This is a genomic window from Rahnella bruchi, from assembly GCF_003614975.1.
In the GTDB taxonomy this organism is placed as follows: Bacteria; Pseudomonadota; Gammaproteobacteria; order Enterobacterales; family Enterobacteriaceae; genus Rahnella; species Rahnella bruchi.
In genome coordinates this window covers 181,549-203,051 of sequence record NZ_QZWI01000004.1, presented here as the reverse complement: position 1 = coordinate 203,051, position 21,503 = coordinate 181,549, and the positions used below count along the sequence as shown (strand labels likewise).

At 54.3% G+C, this 21,503-nt stretch carries 20 protein-coding genes and 1 pseudogene; 7 read left to right on the top strand and 14 right to left on the bottom strand.

Annotation, left to right across the window (positions count from 1 at the left end; all coding sequences use genetic code 11):
* Nucleotides 1-137 precede the first annotated feature (137 nt).
* From D5398_RS10735 to D5398_RS10715, 5 genes are all read right to left on the bottom strand, one after another.
* Entirely contained in the window at nt 138-365 is a 228-nt protein-coding gene (locus D5398_RS10735; RefSeq protein WP_015697366.1) for a hypothetical protein, read from the bottom strand.
* Between the two features lie 88 nt (nt 366-453).
* Nucleotides 454-1,401, bottom strand: a complete 948-nt coding sequence (locus D5398_RS10730) for an ABC transporter substrate-binding protein (RefSeq protein ID WP_120507618.1) — start codon at nt 1,399-1,401, stop codon at nt 454-456.
* 9 nt (nt 1,402-1,410) lie between these two features.
* Nucleotides 1,411-2,508: an LLM class flavin-dependent oxidoreductase gene (locus D5398_RS10725; RefSeq protein WP_120507617.1), complete on the bottom strand. Its 1,098-nt coding sequence runs from the start codon at nt 2,506-2,508 to the stop codon at nt 1,411-1,413.
* Between the two features lie 259 nt (nt 2,509-2,767).
* A complete protein-coding gene (locus D5398_RS10720) occupies nt 2,768-3,061 on the bottom strand; it encodes a DUF1161 domain-containing protein (protein WP_120507616.1) in 294 nt (97 codons plus the stop codon).
* 101 nt (nt 3,062-3,162) lie between these two features.
* Nucleotides 3,163-3,531 (bottom strand): DUF1283 family protein, encoded by a 369-nt coding sequence (locus D5398_RS10715; RefSeq protein ID WP_120507615.1) that lies wholly within the window; start codon nt 3,529-3,531, stop codon nt 3,163-3,165.
* Between the two features lie 134 nt (nt 3,532-3,665).
* Between D5398_RS10715 and D5398_RS10710 the strand changes: the two genes are divergently transcribed.
* Complete coding sequence (locus D5398_RS10710) at nt 3,666-3,992, top strand: YnfA family protein (RefSeq protein ID WP_120507614.1); 327 nt, start codon at nt 3,666-3,668, stop codon at nt 3,990-3,992.
* A 3-nt stretch (nt 3,993-3,995) separates the two neighbouring features.
* On the opposite strand, the gene D5398_RS10705 is transcribed toward D5398_RS10710, so the two are convergent.
* Nucleotides 3,996-4,901 carry a LysR family transcriptional regulator gene (locus D5398_RS10705; RefSeq protein ID WP_120507613.1) on the bottom strand — a complete coding sequence of 302 codons (906 nt, stop codon included), beginning with the start codon at nt 4,899-4,901 and terminating at the stop codon, nt 3,996-3,998.
* A gap of 310 nt (nt 4,902-5,211) precedes the next feature.
* Between D5398_RS10705 and D5398_RS10700 the strand changes: the two genes are divergently transcribed.
* Entirely contained in the window at nt 5,212-6,507 is a 1,296-nt protein-coding gene (locus D5398_RS10700) for an NCS2 family permease (protein WP_120134339.1), read from the top strand.
* Nucleotides 6,508-6,627: 120 nt separating this feature from the next.
* Here D5398_RS10700 and ydfG read toward each other — a convergent pair whose 3' ends face one another.
* The 8 genes and pseudogenes from ydfG to D5398_RS10660 all read right to left on the bottom strand — a co-directional run bounded on the left by ydfG (nt 6,628) and on the right by D5398_RS10660 (nt 14,117).
* A complete protein-coding gene (gene ydfG, locus D5398_RS10695) occupies nt 6,628-7,377 on the bottom strand; it encodes a bifunctional NADP-dependent 3-hydroxy acid dehydrogenase/3-hydroxypropionate dehydrogenase YdfG (RefSeq protein ID WP_120507612.1) in 750 nt (249 codons plus the stop codon).
* Nucleotides 7,378-7,502: 125 nt separating this feature from the next.
* Complete coding sequence (locus D5398_RS10690; RefSeq protein WP_120507611.1) at nt 7,503-8,558, bottom strand: aldo/keto reductase; 1,056 nt, start codon at nt 8,556-8,558, stop codon at nt 7,503-7,505.
* A 111-nt stretch (nt 8,559-8,669) separates the two neighbouring features.
* Nucleotides 8,670-8,880, bottom strand: a pseudogene (locus D5398_RS25625) (MFS transporter); the annotation flags it as partial.
* Between the two features lie 112 nt (nt 8,881-8,992).
* Nucleotides 8,993-10,081 (bottom strand): ABC transporter ATP-binding protein, encoded by a 1,089-nt coding sequence (locus D5398_RS10680; RefSeq protein WP_120507610.1) that lies wholly within the window; start codon nt 10,079-10,081, stop codon nt 8,993-8,995.
* Nucleotides 10,082-11,035 carry a carbohydrate kinase family protein gene (locus D5398_RS10675; protein WP_120507609.1) on the bottom strand — a complete coding sequence of 318 codons (954 nt, stop codon included), beginning with the start codon at nt 11,033-11,035 and terminating at the stop codon, nt 10,082-10,084.
* A 26-nt stretch (nt 11,036-11,061) separates the two neighbouring features.
* Entirely contained in the window at nt 11,062-11,901 is an 840-nt protein-coding gene (locus D5398_RS10670; RefSeq protein ID WP_120507608.1) for a carbohydrate ABC transporter permease, read from the bottom strand.
* The gene (locus D5398_RS10665; RefSeq protein ID WP_120507607.1) at nt 11,898-12,800 is read right to left on the bottom strand and encodes a carbohydrate ABC transporter permease; all 903 of its coding nucleotides are present in this window, start codon (nt 12,798-12,800) and stop codon (nt 11,898-11,900) included. The genes D5398_RS10670 and D5398_RS10665 overlap by 4 nt, the downstream gene beginning before the upstream one ends.
* A 66-nt stretch (nt 12,801-12,866) precedes the next feature.
* Nucleotides 12,867-14,117, bottom strand: coding sequence for an extracellular solute-binding protein (locus tag D5398_RS10660; RefSeq protein ID WP_120507606.1), 1,251 nt, complete (start codon nt 14,115-14,117; stop codon nt 12,867-12,869).
* A gap of 306 nt (nt 14,118-14,423) precedes the next feature.
* Here D5398_RS10660 and D5398_RS10655 point away from each other — a divergent pair, with 306 nt between their 5' ends.
* The 5 genes from D5398_RS10655 to xdhB all read left to right on the top strand — a co-directional run bounded on the left by D5398_RS10655 (nt 14,424) and on the right by xdhB (nt 21,495).
* The gene (locus D5398_RS10655; RefSeq protein ID WP_208645942.1) at nt 14,424-15,596 is read left to right on the top strand and encodes an ROK family transcriptional regulator; all 1,173 of its coding nucleotides are present in this window, start codon (nt 14,424-14,426) and stop codon (nt 15,594-15,596) included.
* A gap of 119 nt (nt 15,597-15,715) precedes the next feature.
* Nucleotides 15,716-17,068, top strand: coding sequence for a guanine deaminase (guaD, locus tag D5398_RS10650; RefSeq protein WP_120507604.1), 1,353 nt, complete (start codon nt 15,716-15,718; stop codon nt 17,066-17,068).
* Complete coding sequence (locus D5398_RS10645) at nt 17,065-17,703, top strand: TetR family transcriptional regulator C-terminal domain-containing protein (protein ID WP_120507603.1); 639 nt, start codon at nt 17,065-17,067, stop codon at nt 17,701-17,703. Before guaD ends, D5398_RS10645 begins: the two co-directional genes overlap by 4 nt.
* On the top strand, nt 17,700-19,103 hold the full coding sequence (gene xdhA / locus D5398_RS10640) for a xanthine dehydrogenase small subunit (RefSeq protein ID WP_120507602.1): 1,404 nt from the start codon (nt 17,700-17,702) through the stop codon (nt 19,101-19,103). The genes D5398_RS10645 and xdhA overlap by 4 nt, the downstream gene beginning before the upstream one ends.
* Nucleotides 19,096-21,495, top strand: coding sequence for a xanthine dehydrogenase molybdopterin binding subunit (gene xdhB / locus D5398_RS10635; RefSeq protein WP_120507601.1), 2,400 nt, complete (start codon nt 19,096-19,098; stop codon nt 21,493-21,495). Before xdhA ends, xdhB begins: the two co-directional genes overlap by 8 nt.
* Nucleotides 21,496-21,503 lie beyond the last annotated feature (8 nt).

Below are 21,503 nucleotides of genomic sequence, written 5' to 3'. Positions count from 1 at the left end.
CTCCGGTAAAAGATAAGGCTTTTTACGAAGACTAGCGGGTCAGATAAAAATTGTCACAAATGATTGTTAACAAGGTGTAATTGATTTTTAAACCGCCGGGCGAACGGCTCACATCCGCCTGGCGGGTTTGCAAGATTTCAGAATACTTTGGAGGAAAAGTCGGTTTTCACTTCGCTTTCTATGTAGGTATTTAATCCCCATCCGGCACGGGCGAGTTCCTTCATCTTCTCAAGATGTTCAGGGCCGGGGTGGCGGATGTCGTAAAGATAAACGTGATTGTTCTTGAAACGGACTTTGATCGAATTGGCATCAATCTGGAAGCTGACAACCTGTGAATCACCGCTTTTGTTGGCGTAATTTTCCATGCTTCATCCTGTTAGCTAAGCCTGATTTCGGGCGACCTCTACAATTAACCACGTCTGGCTTTTGGTTACAGGGCGATAGTTCACATTATCAGAGCGTTAACTTCAGCAGGAATGAGTGGTCAAACGTGCCGGTGACATTCAGTGCGACGGGCAATAACCCCTGTGCATGATAGAAATCAGCGGTTTGCTGTTGCTGCTTTTCTGTCGCCGCATCGATGGGTTGCCAGTAAGATTTACGGCGCTCGAAGCCCAGTTTTGCTGCGTCCAGCGGGAAGCCGATGATTTTTGCCAGTTTCCCGCTGTAGGCATCCAGATTTTTATAGGCCCAAACCTGCGAGTCGCTCAGACGTTGCAGATAGTCGGCAATTGCCTCACGTTTGGCTTTATCTTTCAGCGCAGTGTCTGTTGCTGCGAGGAAACTGTTACCCGACCACAATCCGCGCCCGTTCACCACAACCCGCAGATGATCCTGCGTTTCGGCGAACGCGGTATACGGTTCCCACGTTGCCCAGACATCCACAGAACCCTGTGTCAGCGCCAGTTTGGCGTCGCTTGGCGGCAGGAAACGAAAAGTCACGTCTTTCGCCGTCAGTCCGGCAGATGCCAGTGCTTTCAGTGCTACGAAATGACCGATGGAACCGCGGTTGGTGGCAATGCTTTTGCCTTTTAAATCCGCCGCGCTTTTGATAGGGCTGTCCGCTTTCACCAGTAACGCCGTGCCATAAGCATCGGATTTATCCACGGCAATGGCTTTCACCTGTGCACCCGCGGCTTCGGCAAACAGCAGCGGGGCATCGCCGATAATACCGACGTCCACCGCCTGGGCATTCAGCGCTTCCGCCAGTGGCGCGGCAGCAGGGAATTCTGACCACTCAATTTTGTAGGGCAGATTATCGAGTTTATTTGCCGCTTCCAGTTGCGCCCGCATATTGCCTTTCTGGTCGGCCACTCGCAGGGTGATTTGTTCAGCATTGACCGCAAAAGCGCCGCTCATCAGCGATACCAGCAGCAGAAGATTTTTTACATTAACTTGCATCAGGGTTCCTTATACCAGCGTGGTTGCGGCGGTTTTATGTTGTGCCTGACGCGCAGCGATTTTCTGCTTCGTCAGCGGGATCAGGCTCTTGCCGTACTCAACGGCGTCATTGAGCGGATCAAAACCACGGATCAGGAAAGTGGTAATGCCCAGATCGTAATATTTCAACAGAGCATCGGAGACCTGTTCCGGTGTACCGACCAGCGCGGTCGAGTTGGAACCGCCGCCAATCAGCCCGGCAATACCGGTCCACAGGCAGGAATCCAGACGATCGCCTTGTGCCACGGCTTTCAGTAAACGCTGTGCGCCGACACTTTGCGGTTTAGCTGCCAGCGTCTGGCCTTTTTCAGCCTGCTGTGCGGTCGCTTTAGTGAGGATTTCATCGGCCTTCGCCCAGGCTTCTTCTTCGGTTTTACCGAGGATCGGGCGGAAGGAAATACTGAAATCGATCTCCCGCTGATGTTTTGCCGCAGATGCTTTCACGGCCGCGACCGTTTCCGCAGCACTTTCCAGCGGCTCACCCCACAGCGCGAACACATCGGCCTGTTTACCGGCAACGCGAATGGCGTCATCAGAAGAACCGCCGAAAAAGACCGGCAGTTTTTTCTGATAAGGCTTAATGGCGGAGAAGGCGTTTTCAGCCTGATAAAACTCGCCCTGATGATCAAAGCCCGTTTCTGAATACCAGCTCTGTTTCAGTACATCGATGTATTCGTCAGTGCGCTGATAGCGGCCGGATTTAGGTTCAAAATCGCCGTCACGACGCTGTTCGGCATCGCTGCCGCCGCTGATGATATGCACGGCAACGCGGCCTTCCAGCAGATGATCCAGCGTGGCGAGTTTGCGTGCGGCAAGCGTCGGTGCAACAAAGCCCGGACGATGTGCCAGCAGAAAATGAATACGTGAGGTGCTGGCACCGGCGTGCGCAGTGACCAGAAATGCGTCGGGCTGATCGGAGGCATACGCCACCAGAATGCGGTCGAAACCGGCATCTTCATGGGCCCTGGCGAAATCGGCGATGTATTTTTTATCGAAAATCGGACCGGTCGGCGGGATGATTTCAGAAGCCAGACGATGGCCGATCATTCCAATAAATTGCACGCTCATAAGCTGTCACTCCTCGGGTGAGGCCAGCGAATGAAAAGTCTGCGCTGGCAGGAGTGTTTACCTTAAACGGCAACTTACTATGTGAGAAATTCATTATCTTCATAAGCTAATATGAAAAATGTGCATTACACGGTGGAACATAACAGAAAGGGCGACAGAAAGGGCGAATTCAAGAGTAGGCACCGTGCAGGTGAATTATCAACGGGAGCATCAGATATGAACCCTCCCTCTGACAGAGGGAGGGGGCGGAGCGGTTATGTTACTGCGAGTCCTGACTGGTGCCGGTCTTCGGACTGGCAGCAGAACTGTCTCCCGCATCAGCGGTTTTGGTATAAACAATTTTCTGGCTGTCATTGCCACAATGACCGACGACCTGGCCGCCGCTCTGTTCCGCCTGATCGTTTGGCACGATATCAAGTTTGAATCCGGATTCAGGTAAGCCGTTTGCCACGATTTTCTGAGTAATATCCGCTTTGACGCTTTCACAGGAAGCCTGCGCCATCAGCGGTGCCAGCATTACAACAGCGAGTCCGGCTAAGAGTGTCTTTTTCATCATTCATTCCTTTTATGAGAAGCAGTGTATCTACAAGTCTAGCAGATATGCTGTGGCGTCACATTGACCGCCACAGTGAAGGAAATGCGTGGAGGGATGTGTTACGGCGCCATCAACTGACGGCCTGTACGGCGGTCAAGGCAGCGTTCGGTGTTCGGTTCCCAGTACGCATTGATGTTCTGGCTGGCTTCACATTTATCGCGCAGATCAACCGAGTTGTCATATTTGGAGAAATCTTTTTCGTTGCGCTGATTCTTCATCGCGCGCAGACGCTGGGTTTCATTCCACTGTTCTTTACTCTGCCGTGCTTCTTCGTTGGTCATGGCATCATTGCCTGTACCGCCAAAGACACAGGTTCCGCCCGCACAGTTGGTGGCAGCCTGCACAGGAACCTGCCAGCCGGCAGTCATGGCCAGCAAAGCAACCGGCAGCATGGCGCGCATCAGTCGGGTTATAAACGTTGTATTCATTAGCTAATCCTTTTTAGATATACACATCGCACTGGCGAATCATTAAATTATAACATCCGGTGCAATGACGTCACCCTTTGCCTGTAAACTGGTTGATATCTTATTGAAGTCCGCACTGTAAACCTGGCTCAACTATGCTCAAAACATCTTTACTGTTCTTTGCCACTGCGCTGGCAGAAATCATCGGCTGCTTTTTGCCTTATCTCTGGCTGCGTAAAGGCGGCAGCATTTTGCTGCTGCTTCCGGCGGCGCTCAGCCTGGCGGCGTTCGTCTGGCTGCTGACCCTCCATCCGGCGGCGAGCGGCAGGGTGTACGCGGCTTACGGCGGAGTGTATGTGATGACTGCGATGTTGTGGCTGCGGTTTGTCGATGGCGTGAAACTCAGCACCACCGACTGGCTGGGCGCGTGCGTTGCGCTGGCGGGGATGCTGATTATTATTTCTGGCTGGAAAGCGTCATAACGATTACTGCGACAATCTTTCCATCAGCACGATGACTTTCTGAATCACGATTTGTGCAGCGCGGGAAAGCTGGCGGCGGGGCGCAACGCACAGCGCCAGCGTCAGCGGTTTGGCCTTTCGCCCCTGAAGCGGCACAAACGCCAGCCGCTTTTCCTGTAAGTCCGGTAAAACATCCAGCAGGCTCAGCACGCCAACACCGGCCCCTTTTCGGATAAGTTCCCGCATCATGCGCACGTCATTACAGACGATCGACGGCGTTTCCAGCAGCTGATAGCGGTTATACAGCAGTTTAGCGCGGGCATTTACCATCAGCGGTTCGGAGGGAATAATCTGCCGGTAGGCGGCAATATCACTGAAAGACAGCGATTCCTGTTGGGAAAGTTCGTGTCCGACCGGCATGGCAATACCGATGGGTAATTCCGCAAATGCCCGCACTTCCAGCCCGGTATGCTCAACCGGATCCAGCAACAATCCGAAATCCACTTCTGCAGAACTGACCTGTTCGCTGATATTCCGGCTGTCTTCGATGCGAATATCAAAAGTCAGATAAGGATGTTCCGCGCCCACTTGTGCAATCAGTTCCGCCACCATGCCCTCGCTGAGGGCAGCGATCATCGAAATTGTCACATGTCCGCGGCGTAATCCCTGGATCTCATCGAACCGTTCCTTTGTCCGGGAAAATTCTTTTCGCCAGCGACGGATATCATCGAACAGAATCTCGCCGGCTGAGGTCAGTTTCAGCCCGGTGGGCAGGCGTTCGAATAGCGGGGTTTCCAGCGTTTGTTCGGCCTGCAAAATTTGCCGGTTAATGGCAGAGGCGGAGACGTGCAGCACTTCCGCCGCTTTGCGCAAACTTCCTGTTCGGGCGACTTCTGTAAAATATTGCGAAAAACGGGAGAATGGTGACATGGGTGTACTAATTTATGCAGTGAATAAGTGAGATATATATTATGGACTGCATCACTCAATTTTCCTAGATTGTGCGATGCCCCTTTGTAAAACAATCACCTCAGGTTGTTTTGCAGTCAAAACGGGCAAATGACAGGGTTCGTCAAAACACGTTTTAGCTCGTGTGCCGCTATCAGTGATAGAAAGCGGGGCGAACGGTGGCATTTGCACCGCTGGCGCATGATCGTGTTTTGAAAAACAACACTAATAACAAGCGTGCATGTTTGATATGCAGACTCAACGTGATCATGCGACCAAGAGATACCTTCTCATGTTAGAAAAACTATTTAAGTTAAAAGCTCACCGTACCAACGTGCGGACTGAGATTGTGGCAGGACTGACTACATTTTTAGCAATGGCCTATATTCTGTTTGTTAACCCGTCTATTTTGGGCGCGACGGGGATGGATAAAGGCTCTGTATTTGTGGCAACTTGTCTTGCTGCCGCAATCGGTTCCGCACTGATGGGCTTTATCGCCAACTACCCGATCGCACTGGCGCCGGGCATGGGTTTAAACGCCTTCTTCACCTATACCGTTGTCCTGCATATGGGTTACACCTGGCAGATCGCGCTGGGTGCGGTTTTCCTCTCCGCCTGTATTTTCTTCGCATTATCCATCTTTAAAATTCGCGAATGGATTATCCGCAGTATTCCGTTGCCTCTGCGCTCGGCGATTGCGGCGGGTATTGGTTTGTTCCTGGCGCTGATTGCGCTGGAAAACGCCGGTATCGTCGTGGCTAACCCGGCTACGCTGGTCGGTCTGGGCGACCTGACCAAGCCTGGTCCGCTGTTCGCCATGCTGGGCTTTATCCTGATTGTGGTGCTGGAAGCGCGTAAAATTACCGGTGCGGTACTGATCGGCGTTCTGGCCGTGACCGTTCTGGCTATCGCGCTGGGCTATTCGCCATTTGGCGGCGTGATGTCTATGCCACCTTCCATTGCACCGACCTTCATGCAACTCGACATCAAAGGCGCATTCAACGTTTCCCTGATTAGCGTGGTGTTCGCGTTCCTGTTCGTGGATGTGTTTGATAACTCCGGCACCCTGATTGGCGTGACCAAACGTGCAGGTCTGGCGGATGAAGACGGCAATATCCCGAAAATGGGCCGTGCGCTGGTAGCTGACAGCGCCGCTGCGTTGTTCGGTTCACTGCTGGGGACGTCAACCACCACCAGTTACATCGAATCTGCTGCGGGCGTGAGCGCCGGTGGACGTACCGGTCTGACGGCAATTGTGGTGGCCATCCTGTTCCTGCTGAGCCTGTTCTTCGCTCCTCTGGCAGGCAGTGTTCCGGCATTTGCGACGGCTCCGGCTCTGCTGTTCATCGCGGTTCTGATGACGTCTGGTCTGGCAGAAATCGACTGGAAAGACATTACCGTTGCCGCGCCGGTCACGGTGACTGCGCTGACCATGCCGTTTACTTACTCTATCGCTAACGGTATCGCGTTTGGTTTCATCACCTGGACGCTGGCAAAACTGCTGACCGGCCGGGCACGTGAACTGAATGCCGCGCTGGTTGTGCTGTCGATTCTGTTCGTGATTAAACTGGGCTGGCTGAGCGCGTAAAACGCTTTCGGTTATCAGAAAGGCGCGGGCAAGTTTGCCGCGCCTTTTTTGTTGGTCGGAGAAAAGGCAGGCAATAAAAAAGCAGCCGAAGCTGCTTTTCTGGTAAATCAGCAAGCAATATCACGCTTCGCGATGTACCTGCAAACCGGCCAGAGACTGGCTGACTGGCATCATTTCGATGCTGTTGATATTGACGTGCTCAGGCAGGGTTGAAACCCAGAACACGGATTCGGCGACATCGGTCGCAGTGAGCGGGTTGGTGTTGTCGTAAGTTTTGCTGACTTTCTCATCGTCGCCTTTGAAGCGCACGTTAGAGAATTCTGTTCCACCGCACAGACCCGGTTCGATATTGGTCACACGTACGTGGGTGCCGTGCAGATCGGTACGCAGATTCAGGCTGAACTGACGAACAAACGCCTTGGTTGCGCCGTAAACGTTACCACCGGCATAAGGCCAGTTGCCTGCGGTTGAACCGATATTGATCACGTGACCGGTATTACGTTCAACCATGCCCGGCAGGACCGCGCGGGTCATGTACACCAGACCTTTGGTGTTGGTGTCGATCATTTTGTCCCAGTCTTCCAGCGACGCTTTGTCGGCTTTTTCCATACCGAGCGCCAGACCGGCGTTATTCACCAGCACGTCGATGTTGCGCCAGTCAGCAGGCAGGCTGTCGAGCGCATCCTGAATGGAAGCACGATTAGTGACGTCCAGTTCGACAGGATAAAGCGCCTCTCCCAGTTCGGCTTTCAGGTCATCAAGACGCTCTTTGCGGCGGCCTGAGGCAATCACTTTGTGGCCTTCTTTAACAAATCTACGTGCGATTTCTGCACCAAATCCGGCGGTGGCGCCGGTAACAAAAATAATCATCCCGGTATTCCTCTGTTTTTAGCAAGGTGCGCACAAGGCGCACAAAAGAAACTCTGTAAGTATTAACACAAAAATAACGAGACCGGCATCATCAACCGGTCTCAGTGCGTATCATTTTGTTGCGGTTACTTTTTCAGATAAGGCGCGATAAGCGATAAATCCGCCGCAGAAAGACGGTCGGGTGCGGTCTGCGCCTGATGCCAGTAAGGATACAATAAAGGTAACTGACTGACTTTATTAAGTCTTTCAATTTCTTCATTATTGAGTTTTAAATCAGCGGCGAGAAGATTGTCCTGCAACTGTGCGTCGTTACGCGCGCCGACAATCACTGACGTCACCTGCGGACGGGCAATCAGCCAGGCCAGTGCAATCTGCGCCGCTGAAACACCGCGGGCTTTCGCAATGTCCACCAGCACGTCGACCACATCGTACAATGCGCTCTCATCGCGCACCGGCGGTTCGCCCCAGTCGGCCAGATGACGCGTGCCTTCAGGTGCAGCCTGATTACGGCGATATTTACCGGAAAGCAGGCCGCCAGCCAGCGGGCTCCATACCAGCACACCAAGCCCCTGATCCTGCGCCACCGGCAGCAATTCATACTCTGCTTCACGCGCCTGTAAGGTGTAATGGATTTGCTGGCTGACCGGGCGGATATAATAATTCGCCTGCGCTACGCCCAGCGTTTTCATGATATGCCAGGCGGAGAAATTCGATACGCCGACATATCGCACTTTACCGCTGGAAACCAGGTCATCCAGCGCGCGTAAAGTCTCTTCGAGCGGCGTCAGACCGTCCCATTCATGCAGCTGGTACAAATCCAGATAATCGGTGTTCAGACGTTTCAGGCTGGCTTCGCAGGCGCGCAGTATATGGTGACGGGACGAGCCGCGATCGTTCGGGCCTTCGCCCATCGGGAAACGGGCTTTGCTGGCCACCAGCACATCGTGGCGCTTATTGCCCAGTGCCTTGCCTAAAATCACCTCGGATTCACCGCCGGAATAGACGTCGGCGGTATCGAACAGATTAATTCCGGCGTCGAGACACAGGCCAATCTGGCGCTCTGCGGCACTGACGTCAGTTTGTCCGGTTTTGGCAAATTTCCCCTGACCACCAAACGTCATGGTGCCCAGGCTTAGAACTGAAACTTTCAGACCAGAATGGCCTAACAAACGGTATTCCATGGTATTTCTCCACTTTTCGGAAACGTGATTTCAGTCTGACCGTGCCATTATTTTTCCGGCACAGCCGGTCGGGTTACAGATTCATTTTTTCGCCGTATCTCATCGCCTGCGGCTGGCGGAACACAGCACCGATGCAAGCGTGAAAAGAACCAGCGCCAGCGAGAACACATTGCGCGTACCAAATCGGTTAGCAATCCCTCTGCGGGAGCGCCGTGACAATCACCGTGGCGTCGAGGTTTTCCATAAAGAAAGCCCCGGCGACCGGCAACGGTAAGGCAGAACCCGATGGAAGAGAGAATTTTTTGTTAGAGAAGAAACTCATAGAAGATAAGCGCGCTAATGAAACTGGCAAAGTCTGAGCATAGCGCATTGGAGTGAGGCGTCAATGGTTGAGTATCTCCCCCCGGTGAGGGGGGAGATTTGAGTCGGGAAAATTAAACTTCCGCCAGCCGTTTCCCCGTTTGTGCATCGAACAAATGAATCGCTTCGCTGTCCGCCTCCAGATACAACGGCTGATCGGCACTGACGCGGGCGCGTCCGGCGAACTGCACATGCAGCGGGAAACCGCTCCAGTCGATGTGCAGCAGGCTGCTTTCGCCCGTGACTTCAAGCAGTCGTAATGTGGCCGCCGGTTGTGCGCTGTGTTGTACCGGTCTGATATCGTGCGGGCGCAGGCCGATCGTGACCGGTTGTCCTTCGGCGTGACGCGCCTGTAGCGCCCATTTTTCCGGTAAAGCGAACCACAACTGATTGCAGGTCACCCCCGGCTGACCGTCAATATTCTGAAAAACGCCGCTGAGAAGATTCATTGGCGGGGAGCCGATAAACCGCGCCACAAAGGTGTTCACCGGCTTGTCGTAAATCGACAGCGGGTCACCCTGCTGCACGATAAATCCGTCTTTCATCACCACAATGTTATCCGCCAGCGTCATGGCCTCGACCTGATCGTGCGTCACGTACACCGTGGTGGTGCGGAACTGCTGATGCAGGGATTTGATTTCTGCACGCAACTCCATACGTAACTGGGCATCAAGATTGGAAAGGGGTTCATCGAAGAGAAATACTTTCGGGTTACGCACCAGTGCCCGGCCCATCGCCACGCGCTGACGCTGACCGCCGGACAAATCTTTTGGCAGACGCTTCAGTAAGTGATCGATGCCCAGCACTTTCGCAGCCTGCTGCACTTTCGCCTGTTGTTCGGCTTTCGGTACTTTTTTTACCTGCATGTGGAACGCCATGTTTTCGGCGACAGTCAGGTGCGGGTACAACGCGTAGCTCTGAAACACCATCGCGATATCACGATCGGCAGGGTCAAAATTATTGATCTGCTGTTTGTCGAGCAGGATATCGCCGTCAGACAGCGATTCCAGTCCGGCCAGCAACCGCAGCAGAGTAGATTTACCGCAGCCCGAAGGCCCCACCAGCACGGTGAAACTGCCGTCGGGGATGGTCAGATCCAGCGGTTTCAGCACCTGCACTTTGCCATAATGTTTGGCGACTTTTACCAGTTCTACCAGAGCCATTCAGATTTTCTCCACAAGGCCAAAAAGCGATTGCCAGTCAGGATAACGGCGCGGGGAACTGCTTATTGCACAACCGGCGACGCGCACCCCCCATTGCAGCGCCGTGGCAGGCGGCAGGCCATAAATCAGCGCGGATAAAAATCCAGCGTTAAAACTGTCTCCGGCACCGATGGTATCGACGACATCCACCGGTTCGGCGTTTTGTTGCAGCGTCAGGTTTTTCGCCCACAGACGTGCGCCATCCGGACCGCATTTCGCCACGCAAAAGGCATTCTCCGCCATTTGTCCGAGTAAACTCAGCGCGGCAGAATCCAGCGTTTCTGCGTTGGCCAGACCGAGGGTTTCCACTTCATTGAGCAGCAGCGCATCGCAGAAAGGCAGCCAGTTCGCCGCCTGATGACGCAGATCATCGCTCCAGTCTTCCGGCGGCCAGCCGCTGTCGATAGCAATCTGATAGCCACGCTGTTTCAGCGCTGCCAGCAGTTGCGGATATTGCGCATAAAGCGCGGTACACAGCCAGGTGCCACAGAGTAATACCCAGTCGCCGGATTGCGCGGCAGGCGGGATTTGCGCCAGCACGTCATGCATGGATAAACGAACGATGTGCCCCTGATTGCTGAAAAACGTCCGCTCGTGATCGGGATGCGTTACGCCAAAGGTCAGCGAGGTTTCGCAATCGCAGGTCGGCCAGAGCGGTGCGCTTTCCGGGAACATGCCCGCCAGCCAGCCGCTGAACTGGTCGTTGCCCTGATTGGCGACCAGCCGAAAGGGCGATTTAAGCGCCGACAGCGCCAGCGCGCAGTTTCCGGCAGAGCCACCGGGGCGCAATGAGCTGCTTTCGAGCATCGCTTCAGTGCCTTTTTTCGGCCATTCATGCAGCGTACTCATGATCAAATCCACGTTGATATTACCTACCACGTACAGCGTGGCGTGGGTTTCCGGTCGGGTTGTCATTGATGAGGTTTCCCTGATGTTCATAATCAGCCCTTACTGCCGCCGGCGGTTAACCCGCTGACCAGCGTTTTTTGCAGCCAGAGCGCAATAAAGAGCGGCGGAATGGCCGCCAGAATGCCGACGGCGGCAATCAGCCCGTCATCGGTGGCGCGCCCGGCAGTGAAACCGGCGATGGTCACCGGCAGCGTCTGGGCGTTGATATTGTTGGTAAACAGCAATGCGTAGAAAAACTCATCCCATGCCAGCAACCAGCCAAACATGGCAGATGCGCCGAGCGCCGGTTTTGCCAGCGGCAACGTAATGCGCAGCAGTACCTGCCAGTAACACAGCCCGTCGAGGCGCGAAGCCTGTTCGATATCCACCGGCAATGCGTCGAACTGGTTTTTCAGCATCCAGGTCAGGAATGGCAAAATCATCGAGCAGTACACCAGAATCAGGCCGATATGCGTGTTCAGCAGGGTCAGTTTTTCCAGAATGAAGTACAGCGGCAGCACGAAGGCTACCGGTGGCACCATGTAAATCGCCAGACTACCAAACAGCCAGCCGTCGCGGCCGGGATAGCGTGAAAAACTGTAGGCAGCCGGAATGGCCAGCAACAGAGAAATCACCGTCGCACCACAAGCCACCAGCAGGCTGTTGCCGAGGGCATGTAAGAACAGTGCGCCGGGCTGACCGGCCTGCAACGTCAGCAGGCTGGCGTAACGGCTGAAATCCCAGTGACGCGGCAGCCATTCGAGCGGAATGCGGGTCAGATCTTCCGCCGAGCTGACGCTCATCAGGAACATCCATAACAGCGGTGCCAGAATCGAAACCGCCAGAACCAGTGCGGCGAAATAGCGTAAAACGAGCCGGATTTTTTGTTTCATTCGGCGCCCCCTGAACGACGCTGGCGTAATAACATCACCATATAAACCAGAATAAGCAGCGCACAAATCAGCGTCATGAGAATGGCGTAAGCCGCGCCGCTGCCTGCGCGCAGATAACTGAAAGATTCCTGATAGACAAAGAAACTGACGGTTTTTGTGCTGTCGAGCGGGCCACCGCGGGTCATCACGTAAATAATGTCGAAGACTTTAAATGCGTCGATGGTGCGCAGGATAAGCGCCACGGCCAGCGGTGCAGCAATGGCGGGCAGGGTGATTTTGCGAAAACGCCGGAATGCCGAGGCACCGTCCAGCCGCGCCGCTTCGAACAAATCTTCCGGAATGGTTTGCAGCGAAGCCAGCACCAGCAGGGTGATCAGCGGGTAGTTTTTCCAGATATCGGCAAACATCACCGCATTAATGGCGGAAGACGGATCGCCCAGCCAGCTGCGATAGGTATCAATCAGCCCGAGCTGAGAAAGCAGGGCGTTGATGCTGCCGTAATCCGGATTGAAGTTCAGCCGCCACATGGTGGCGTTGACGATAGTCGGCAATGCCCACGGTAAAATCACCAGCACACGCAGGGCGCTGCGACCCCAAAATTGCTGGTTCAGCAGCAGCGCAACCAGCACGCCGATAATGCCCTCGATAATTACGGAAACCACGGTGAAATACAGCGTACGCCAGAGAGCGGCGCGAAAATCAGGGTCAGTCAGGGCGTAGATAAAGTTATCGCTACCCACCCAGTTGGGCGCAGAACCGTCACCAATCAGACCAGCATCGGTAAAGCTGAGCCACAGCGTGCGGGCGAGCGGCCAGGCAGTCAGCAAAAACATCATCAGCAGCATGGGTGCCAGAAGCAGCCACGCCTGACGGCGCTCGCGTTGGGGTAAAGTCAGCATGCAGTTTTCCCAAGCCCGTCCGGCCAAAACCGGGCGGGCTTAATTGTAGTGTTGGCTTTAAAGAAATTAACGTAAACGGTCAGCGGCGGTTGTAGCGGCTTCCATACCGTCTTTTGCAGGAGTTTTACCCTGTAATACCGCCTGAATGTTTTGCTGCAATATGTTGGAAAGACGCGAGTAATCCGCCGTGACCGGGCGCGACAACATCACGTTCAGCGAGGTTTTCGCCGCCGCGATCAGCTGCTCCTGGTCTTTCTGCACCGCCGGATCTTCATATGAGGATTTCCAGATTGGCAGGCTCAGTTTGGCGTATTTGTTCTGCACCGGCTGCGAGGTCATATAGCTGATGTATTCCCAGGCCTGATCCGGATGCGCACTGGCTTTGGCGATACCCAGACCCATTGAACCGTTGACGCCGGAAGCGCCACCTGCGGTTTCACCCGGAGCCGGAACCACCCCCACGTCACCCGCCACTTTGCTTTGTTTTGGATCGTTGGCCATGTTGTACATATAGGTCCAGTTCAGCGCGAAAGCGGCATCGCCGTTGGAGAAGGACTTACGCACATCTTCTTCCAGATACTCACGGGAGTTCGGGTTGGTCAGCCCTTTATCCAGCGTCTCTTTCATGTAATTGATGGCTTTCATCGCGCCGGAATTGGTGAAGTTCAGCTTGCCGTCTTTATAGAAATCCCCCTTAAACGCCGACACCAGCGTGGTGTAGTCGCACAGTAACGCTTCGGACTGAGACCAGCTCCAGACCAGCGGGTATTTGACGATGCCTTTTTCTTTGAGGATCTCTGATTGTTTCTCGACGTCAGCCCAGGTGGCAGGCGGGGTGGTGATCCCGGCTTTAGCCAGCATGGCTTTGTTGTAATAAAGGTATTTGGTGTCGAGGATCCACGGCATACCCCAGCGTTTGTCTTTGTAGGTCACGGTAGAAATCGCGCCGTCAAAAATCTTGCTGCTTTCATCGGCTGGGATCCGCGCCGTTACGTCCTGCAACAGACCGTATTTGTTGAATTCAGCGGGCCAGATGGCATCGAATAACACCACGTCGTAGCCTTTGTCACCGGCACCGCGCGCGGCAACGATTTTGTCGTGAAGCGCTTCGTAGGGAACGAATTCCAGATTCACTTTGATATCCGGATGCTGCTTAGTGAAATCGGCGGTCATGGCACGGATATCGGCTTCACTGTAGGCCGCCTGCGTCATGAAAAGGGCGCTGAGCGTGGTTTCCGCCAGCGCATTGACGGAATATCCCAGGGTCAGGGCAGAGAGGGCGCACAGAGTGGCCGCAGGAGTAAGTCGTAGGCTCATCATCAATCTCCGAAACAGGGTTAAGTTTATTAAATCAATTTGATTGCTTTAATAGGCTAAAAAAAATGGGAAGGCATAAATCTGCCAGTCCCTGCGTCCCTGCCGGATTGTGCTACTGGGTCTGAAGGTGAATCTCAAAACAACTGAAAAGCGAATAGTGACTGGCGATTATTATTAACATACCAATAACATCGAAAGCTGTGATGCGACCGTCATATTCATATTCTGTTAATTATAAAATCAATTTGATTGCTGTATTCAGTGCCAGCATACTGCCAGCAGGTTTCCCGTGGGGTATAAGCCGTGATAACAACTTCTGGCACTAATCTTGAGCACGCTCGTGCTCACAATCGTCGGGTGGTGATTGAAGCCATTCGCCTCAATGGTGAACTCACCCGTGCCGAAATTGCCCGGCTGACGTCACTGACTCCGCAAACCGTTTCCAACATTGCCACCGAACTCGAGCAGGCGGGCATTTTATCTTCCCACCTGCCGCGCCGTGCGGGAGGGCGTGGTCAACCAGCAACGCCACTGACACTCAATCCTGACAGCGCCTATTCCATCGGCATCCATCTTGATCATCAGTCGCTGCTGATTGTGCTGGTGGATCTGACCGGAACGGTTCGCTTTCGCAAACTGATCCATGTGCAGAAACCTCAGCCAGAGCCCACGCTGGCTCTTATCAATCAGGTTCTGCAAGAAATGCGCCAACAGGTGAAAATCGACTGGCGAAAAATTCTGGGTATGGGCGTGGTGATGCCGGGGCCGTTTGGCGTGGAAGGGATTTCATCACAAGGCCCGACAACGCTGCACGGCTGGGATAACGTTGATATTGAAGCCCGTTTGAGCGCCGCGACCGGCTGGCCCGTGACGCTGGAAAACGATGCTACAGTCGCCGCGATAGGCGAACGTTTTCACGGTGTGGCCAAGCAATTATCATCCTTTGTATATCTGTATATCGGCACCGGACTCGGCGCTGGCATCTTCACCGACGGGCGAATTTATACCGGTCATGCACACAATGCGGGCGAGGTCGGCCACATTGTGGTGCAACCGGGCGGGCGCGAATGCTACTGCGGTAACCAGGGCTGTCTGGAACGCTATGTTTCTTTGCAGGCCGCGTACGAAGCCTGCGGTCTGGATCCGATGTCAGCAATGCCGGAAGACCTGCTGAATGTCGATGAAAAACTGTTCGACAGCTGGCTGGATACCGCCGTTGAACCGGCGTTGCAGGCCATCAATATTATGGAATGTGTGTTCGATGCACAGAGTGTGGTTATCGGTGGAACCATGCCTAAGCCCTTGGTGGAAAAGCTGATTCAGCGCCTGACGCCGCTTTACAACTCGGTACGCAGCCGCTACGCGCAGAGTGCCCGAATTCGTCTGGGCATGTCCGGCAGTGACACTGCGGCACTCGGTGCGGCAGCGCTGCCGATCTTTGACGAATTCAACCCGCAATATGAAGTGTTACTAAAGTAAGTGTGAGGCAGCGATAAAAAACATCCAGACGGTCTGACCGGTTGGTCAGATTTGGCATAAGCTTTGCAAATGTTCTGTTATCAATCGTTAACGTGAATGTTGCAGAGAAGGTAAATGCCATGAGTCAGATCATCACCCGCGCCGTACGCGGCAATTTCTTCGATATCCGTGAGCCGGTTCTGAGGCCAGAAGATTTTGAAGCGCAGGTGCGTTACGTCGAAGATGGCCTGATGTTGCTCAGCGGAGGACATATCGTCTGGCTGGGCAGCTGGCAGGAAGGTGAAGGCAGGCTGGCACTGGCACAAAAAACCGCCGGTCTGGAAATCGATGATTATCGCGACAAACTCATTGTGCCCGGTTTTGTCGATACCCATATCCACTATCCGCAAACTGAAATGATTGGCGCTTACGGCGAGCAGCTGCTCGAGTGGCTGACCCGTTATACCTTTCCGACTGAACAACAATACCACTGCGCCGATTACTCAAAGCGCATGTCTAAATTCTTCCTCGACCAGCTTTTACTCAACGGCACCACAACCGCGCTGGTGTTTGGCACTGTGCATCCTGAATCTGTCGATGCGCTGTTTAAAGAGGCTTCCGACATCAATATGCGGCTGGTAGCGGGGAAGGTGATGATGGACAAAAATGCCCCCGACGCCTTGCTGGAAACACCTGATGAAAGCGAACGTGACACGCGGGCGCTGATTGCGCGCTGGCACAACCGTCAGCGTCTGAGTTACGCGCTGACGCCGCGCTTTGCGCCGACCTCATCCCCGGCGCTTCTGCAAAAAGTGCGGCTGCTGAAGCAGGAGTTTCCGGATGTTTATATGCATACCCATCTGAGCGAGAACGTCGCCGAGCTGTCATGGGTGAAAGAAATGCACCCCGAACATCAGCATTATCTCGACGTTTATCATCAGTACGGTCTGACCGGCGAGCGCTGTGTGTTTGCGCACTGTTTGCATCTGGATGACAGCGAATGGGATTGCCTGCATGACACTGATTCGACCATTGCTTTTTGCCCGACATCCAACCTGTTTCTCGGCAGCGGCCTGTTCAATTTACAAAAATCCTGGCAGAAGCAGGTTCGTGTCGGCATGGGCACTGACGTCGGTGCCGGCACCACGTTCAATATGCTGGAAACGCTGTCTGAAGCCTACAAGGTCGGCCAGCTTCAGCGCTACCGTTTATCCGCCTTCGAAGCTTTCTATCACGCCACGCTGGGCGGTGCACGGGCGCTGCATCTCGACGACAAAATTGGCAATTTCAATACCGGTAAAGAGGCTGATTTTGTGGTGCTTGAGCCGGGAGTGAGTGCGCTGCAAAAACTGCGTGCCACGAACAGCAAAACGCTGGCGGAAAAACTGTTTGTGCTGATGACCCTCGGTGACGACCGCAATGTTTACAGCACGTATGTGGATGGTGAACAGGTCTATGCACGCGATGCTTTGCAGGGGGGACGTCCGGCATGATGAACAATGAAACAGGCGGTAAAGTCCGCGTAGCACGCGAGCGCACGCTGGAAAATATCCACGCTGCCGCTATTGCGGAATTCAGTGAAAAGGGCTTTCAGGGCGCGACTACGCAGGCGATTGCCCGGCGTGCGGGGATCAAAAAAGCCCAGCTACATTATTACATCGCCGGTAAAGAAGAGCTTTACGAAGAACTTCTGCAGAAAGTGCTGAAAGTCTGGGGGGATATCATTCAGTTTGATTCTTCGCTCATTGAGCCGGAAGCCGTGCTTAGCCGCTATATCCGTAGCAAACTTAACTTCAGTTTCGAAAAGCCGGAGCTGTCACGCATTTTCACCAGCGAAGTGCTCAGCGGCGGTCACTATCTTCACAAATACTGGCCGCAGGCCTCACAGAATATTGTCGGCAAAGAAAACCTGATCCATCAGTGGATTGTGCAGGGGAAAATCCGCGCGCTGGATGCCCGTCTGTTCATCATGCATATCTGGGCGGTGACGCAGTATTACGCCGATTTCGCGGTGCAGGTGAAACACATGTACGGCAATTTCGAAGGCGATGAGCAGGCGCGTGAACACATTATCGATGAAGTCACTACGCTGATTCTGAATGGCTGTAAGAAAGGAGACTGCGCATGATCCAATTTCTGATGAACGGCAGGATCCAGACGGTCAATCTGCCAGCCGATACTACCGTTTTACAATACCTGCGCCGGGATGCAGGGCGTTGCGGTACCAAAGAAGGTTGTGCTTCCGGTGATTGCGGTGCCTGCACGGTGGTGCTGGCTGAACCGGAGGGCGATGCGCTGAACTATCGCACTGTCAACGCCTGTCTGACGTTTATGCCCGCGCTGCAGGGTAAACAGCTGATCACGGTCGAAGATCTCAAACATCACGGCGAACTGCATCACGTACAGCAGGCGATGGTGGATAACCATGCCTCGCAGTGCGGGTTCTGCACGCCGGGATTTGTGATGTCGTTGTTTGCCCTGGAAAAACAACAGCAGGCTTTCAGCGTGGCTCATACCCGGCACGCACTTTCCGGCAATCTTTGCCGCTGCACCGGTTACCGTCCGATCATGGATGCGGCAAAAGCCATTTGTGAAGCGCCGCAGCCAGATCAGTTTGATGGTGATACGCGACAAACGCTGGAAAAACTAAAGACAATTTCTGCCACCGGACAACCGGTCACTATCGATGAGCTGGCCGATCGTTATCTTACCGAACCGGATTCCCGTCTGGTGGCGGGGGGGACTGATCTGGCGCTGGAAGTCACGCAGCGTTATCAGTCGATTCCGAAGCTTATTTCTTTGAGCCATATTCCCGAGCTCAAAGCCATTACGCTGACCGGTCAGGTTATTCATATTGGCGCGGCGGCATCTCTGAGCGCGTGCCTGCCGGTTTTACACGGTGAATTCCCCGAATTCGCAGAGCTGCTGGAACGCTTTGCCTCACAACAAATCCGTAATCAGGGCACGTTTGGCGGCAACATCGCCAACGCTTCGCCCATCGGTGACGGCGGCCCTGTCTTGCTGGCGCTGGGGGCGACGCTTTTGCTGCGGCGTGGCGCTGAACAGCGCGAATTACCGCTCGATCAGTTCTTCCTCGGCTACCGCAAAACTGCATTGCAGCAGGGCGAATTTATCGAACAAATCCTTATCCCGCGCCACACTTCCACAGCGCGCCAGTTGCGCATTTACAAGGTGTCGAAACGTCTGGAAGACGATATTTCTGCCGTCTGCGCGGCTTTACATATCGAAGTGCAAAACGGTGTCGTGATCCATGCCCGTGTGGCCTTTGGCGGCATGGCAGAAGTAGCGAAAAGGGCCAGTGGTTGTGAGGCACAGTTACTCGGCCAGCCGTGGCAGACGGCGACGGTCGAGCGCGCCTGTCAGGCGCTGGAAGTGGATTTCACGCCGATCAGCGATTTCCGTGCCAGCCGCGAATACCGCATGCAAGTGGCGAAAAATCTGCTGCGTCGCTGCCATATTGAAATGACTTCTCCTGAAACACTGATGCGGGTAACTCACTATGTCTGAATCCAAACCGGCAATATCTCAGACTGAGATGGAAACCCTGTTCCGGGCGGGACTGCAAAGCGGCGTCGGTAAAAGCCAGAAGCATGAGAGCGCTGATAAACACGTCAGCGGCGAAGCGGTGTATATCGATGACCGGCTTGAATTCCCCAATCAGTTGCATCTGGTGCCGCTGCTCAGCCCGCATGCTCATGCCGACATTTTGCATATCGATACCGAACCTTGTTATACCGTGCCGGGGGTGGTGCGGGTGATAACTGCTGAAGATGTGCCGGGTAACCCGGACATTGCGCCGCTGACTCACGGTGACCCGCTGATGGCGCAGGGGATTGTGCACTATGTCGGGCAAATTGTGCTGGTGGTAGCGGCAACATCCATGGAAGCCGCCCGTGCCGCGGTGGCGCTGGCGAAAGTAGAGTATCAGCCGCGTGATGCCGTGCTGACCGTGAAACAAGCGCTGGCGCTGGAACATTACGTAGAAGAGCCACATCAGCATAAACGCGGCGACGCTGAAATGGCGCTGGCCTGTGCACCGCACCGTTTGCAGGGCGAACTGGAAATCGGCGGGCAGGAGCATTTTTATCTTGAGACGCAGATTGCTTCGGTGATGCCAGGCGAAGACGGCGCGATGCTGGTGTACAGCTCAACACAACATCCGACAGAAGTGCAAAAACTGGTGGCGTCGGTGCTCGGTTTACCGATGCATAAAGTGGTAGTCGATATGCGCCGCATGGGCGGCGGTTTTGGCGGCAAAGAAACGCAGGCAGCGGGTACGGCTTGCCTTGCTGCACTGGCCGCGCATCTGACAGGCCGTCCGGCGAAGATGCGGCTGGCGCGTCAGGACGACATGCTGATCACCGGTAAACGTCATCCGTTCCATGTCAGCTACGACGTGGGGTTTACTGATGACGGTGTCATTCATGGCATCGATATCAAACTGGCGGCTAACTGCGGCTATTCGCTGGATCTCTCCGGTTCGATTGTCGACCGGGCAATGTTCCATTCCGATAACGCCTATTACCTCGGCGACGCACTGATCACCGGCTACCGCTGCAAAACCAATATGGCATCAAATACCGCATATCGCGGATTTGGCGGCCCGCAGGGGATTGTGGCGATTGAGCATATCGTCGATCACATCGCCCGCGAACTGGGGATGGATCCGCTGACCGTGCGTAAAAACAATTATTACGGTCAGGAAAGCCGCAACGTTACGCATTACCACCAGCCGGTCGGGCAAAATCTGTTGCAGGAAATGACGCAACAGCTGGAAGAAAGCGCGGAATACGCCGCCAGACGTGACACTGTCACTGAATTTAACCGCACCCATCCTTATCTGAAAAAGGGACTGGCGCTGACGCCGGTGAAATTCGGTATTTCCTTCACAGCCAGTTTTCTTAATCAGGCGGGCGCACTGGTGCTGGTGTATACCGACGGCAGTATTCAGCTCAACCACGGCGGCACCGAAATGGGACAGGGACTGAACACCAAAGTGGCGCAGGTAGTCGCGGAAGTTTTTCAGGTCGATATCAGCCGCATTCAGATCACCGCCACCGATACCGGCAAAGTGCCGAATACCTCACCGACTGCCGCTTCCAGCGGTGCGGATCTCAACGGAAAAGCGGCGCAAAATGCCGCTGAGATCATCAAAGGTCGCATGGTGGAAATGCTGATGCGTGTTCAGGATGCGCAGGCAAATGACATTGCCTTCAGCAACGGTCAGGTGCGGGTTAAAAATCAATATTTCAGTTTTGAACAGGTCGCTACGCTGTGCTGGCTGAACCAGGTACCGCTTTCCAGTACCGGTTATTATAAAACGCCGAAGATTTACTACGACCGCAGCAAAGCGGCTGGCCATCCTTTTTACTATTTTTCCTACGGTGCGGCCTGCGCGGAAGTCTTGATGGACACGCTGACCGGTGAATACAAACTGCTGCGGGCGGACATCCTGCATGACGTCGGCGATTCACTGAACCCGGCAATTGATATCGGTCAGGTGGAAGGCGGGTTCGTACAAGGCATGGGCTGGCTGACCACAGAAGAACTGGTGTGGAATGACAAAGGCCGCCTGATGACCAGCGGTCCGGCGGCCTACAAAATTCCGGCTATCGGTGATATACCGCAGGATCTACGCGTGAAACTGGTGGAGAATCGCAAGAATCCGGAAGATACCGTTTTCCATTCCAAAGCAGTCGGAGAACCCCCGTTTATGCTCGGTATCTCTGTCTGGTGTGCGATTAAAGACGCCGTTGCCAGCCTGGCCGATTACCGCGTACATCCGCATATCGATGCGCCTGCCACGCCGGAAAGAGTGCTTAACGGTGTTAATCAGCTGCATTTCGCAGGTGACGTTGTCACTTGCAATTCTCCCGTTCACGTTCACGTCACCGGTTAACGGAGGTT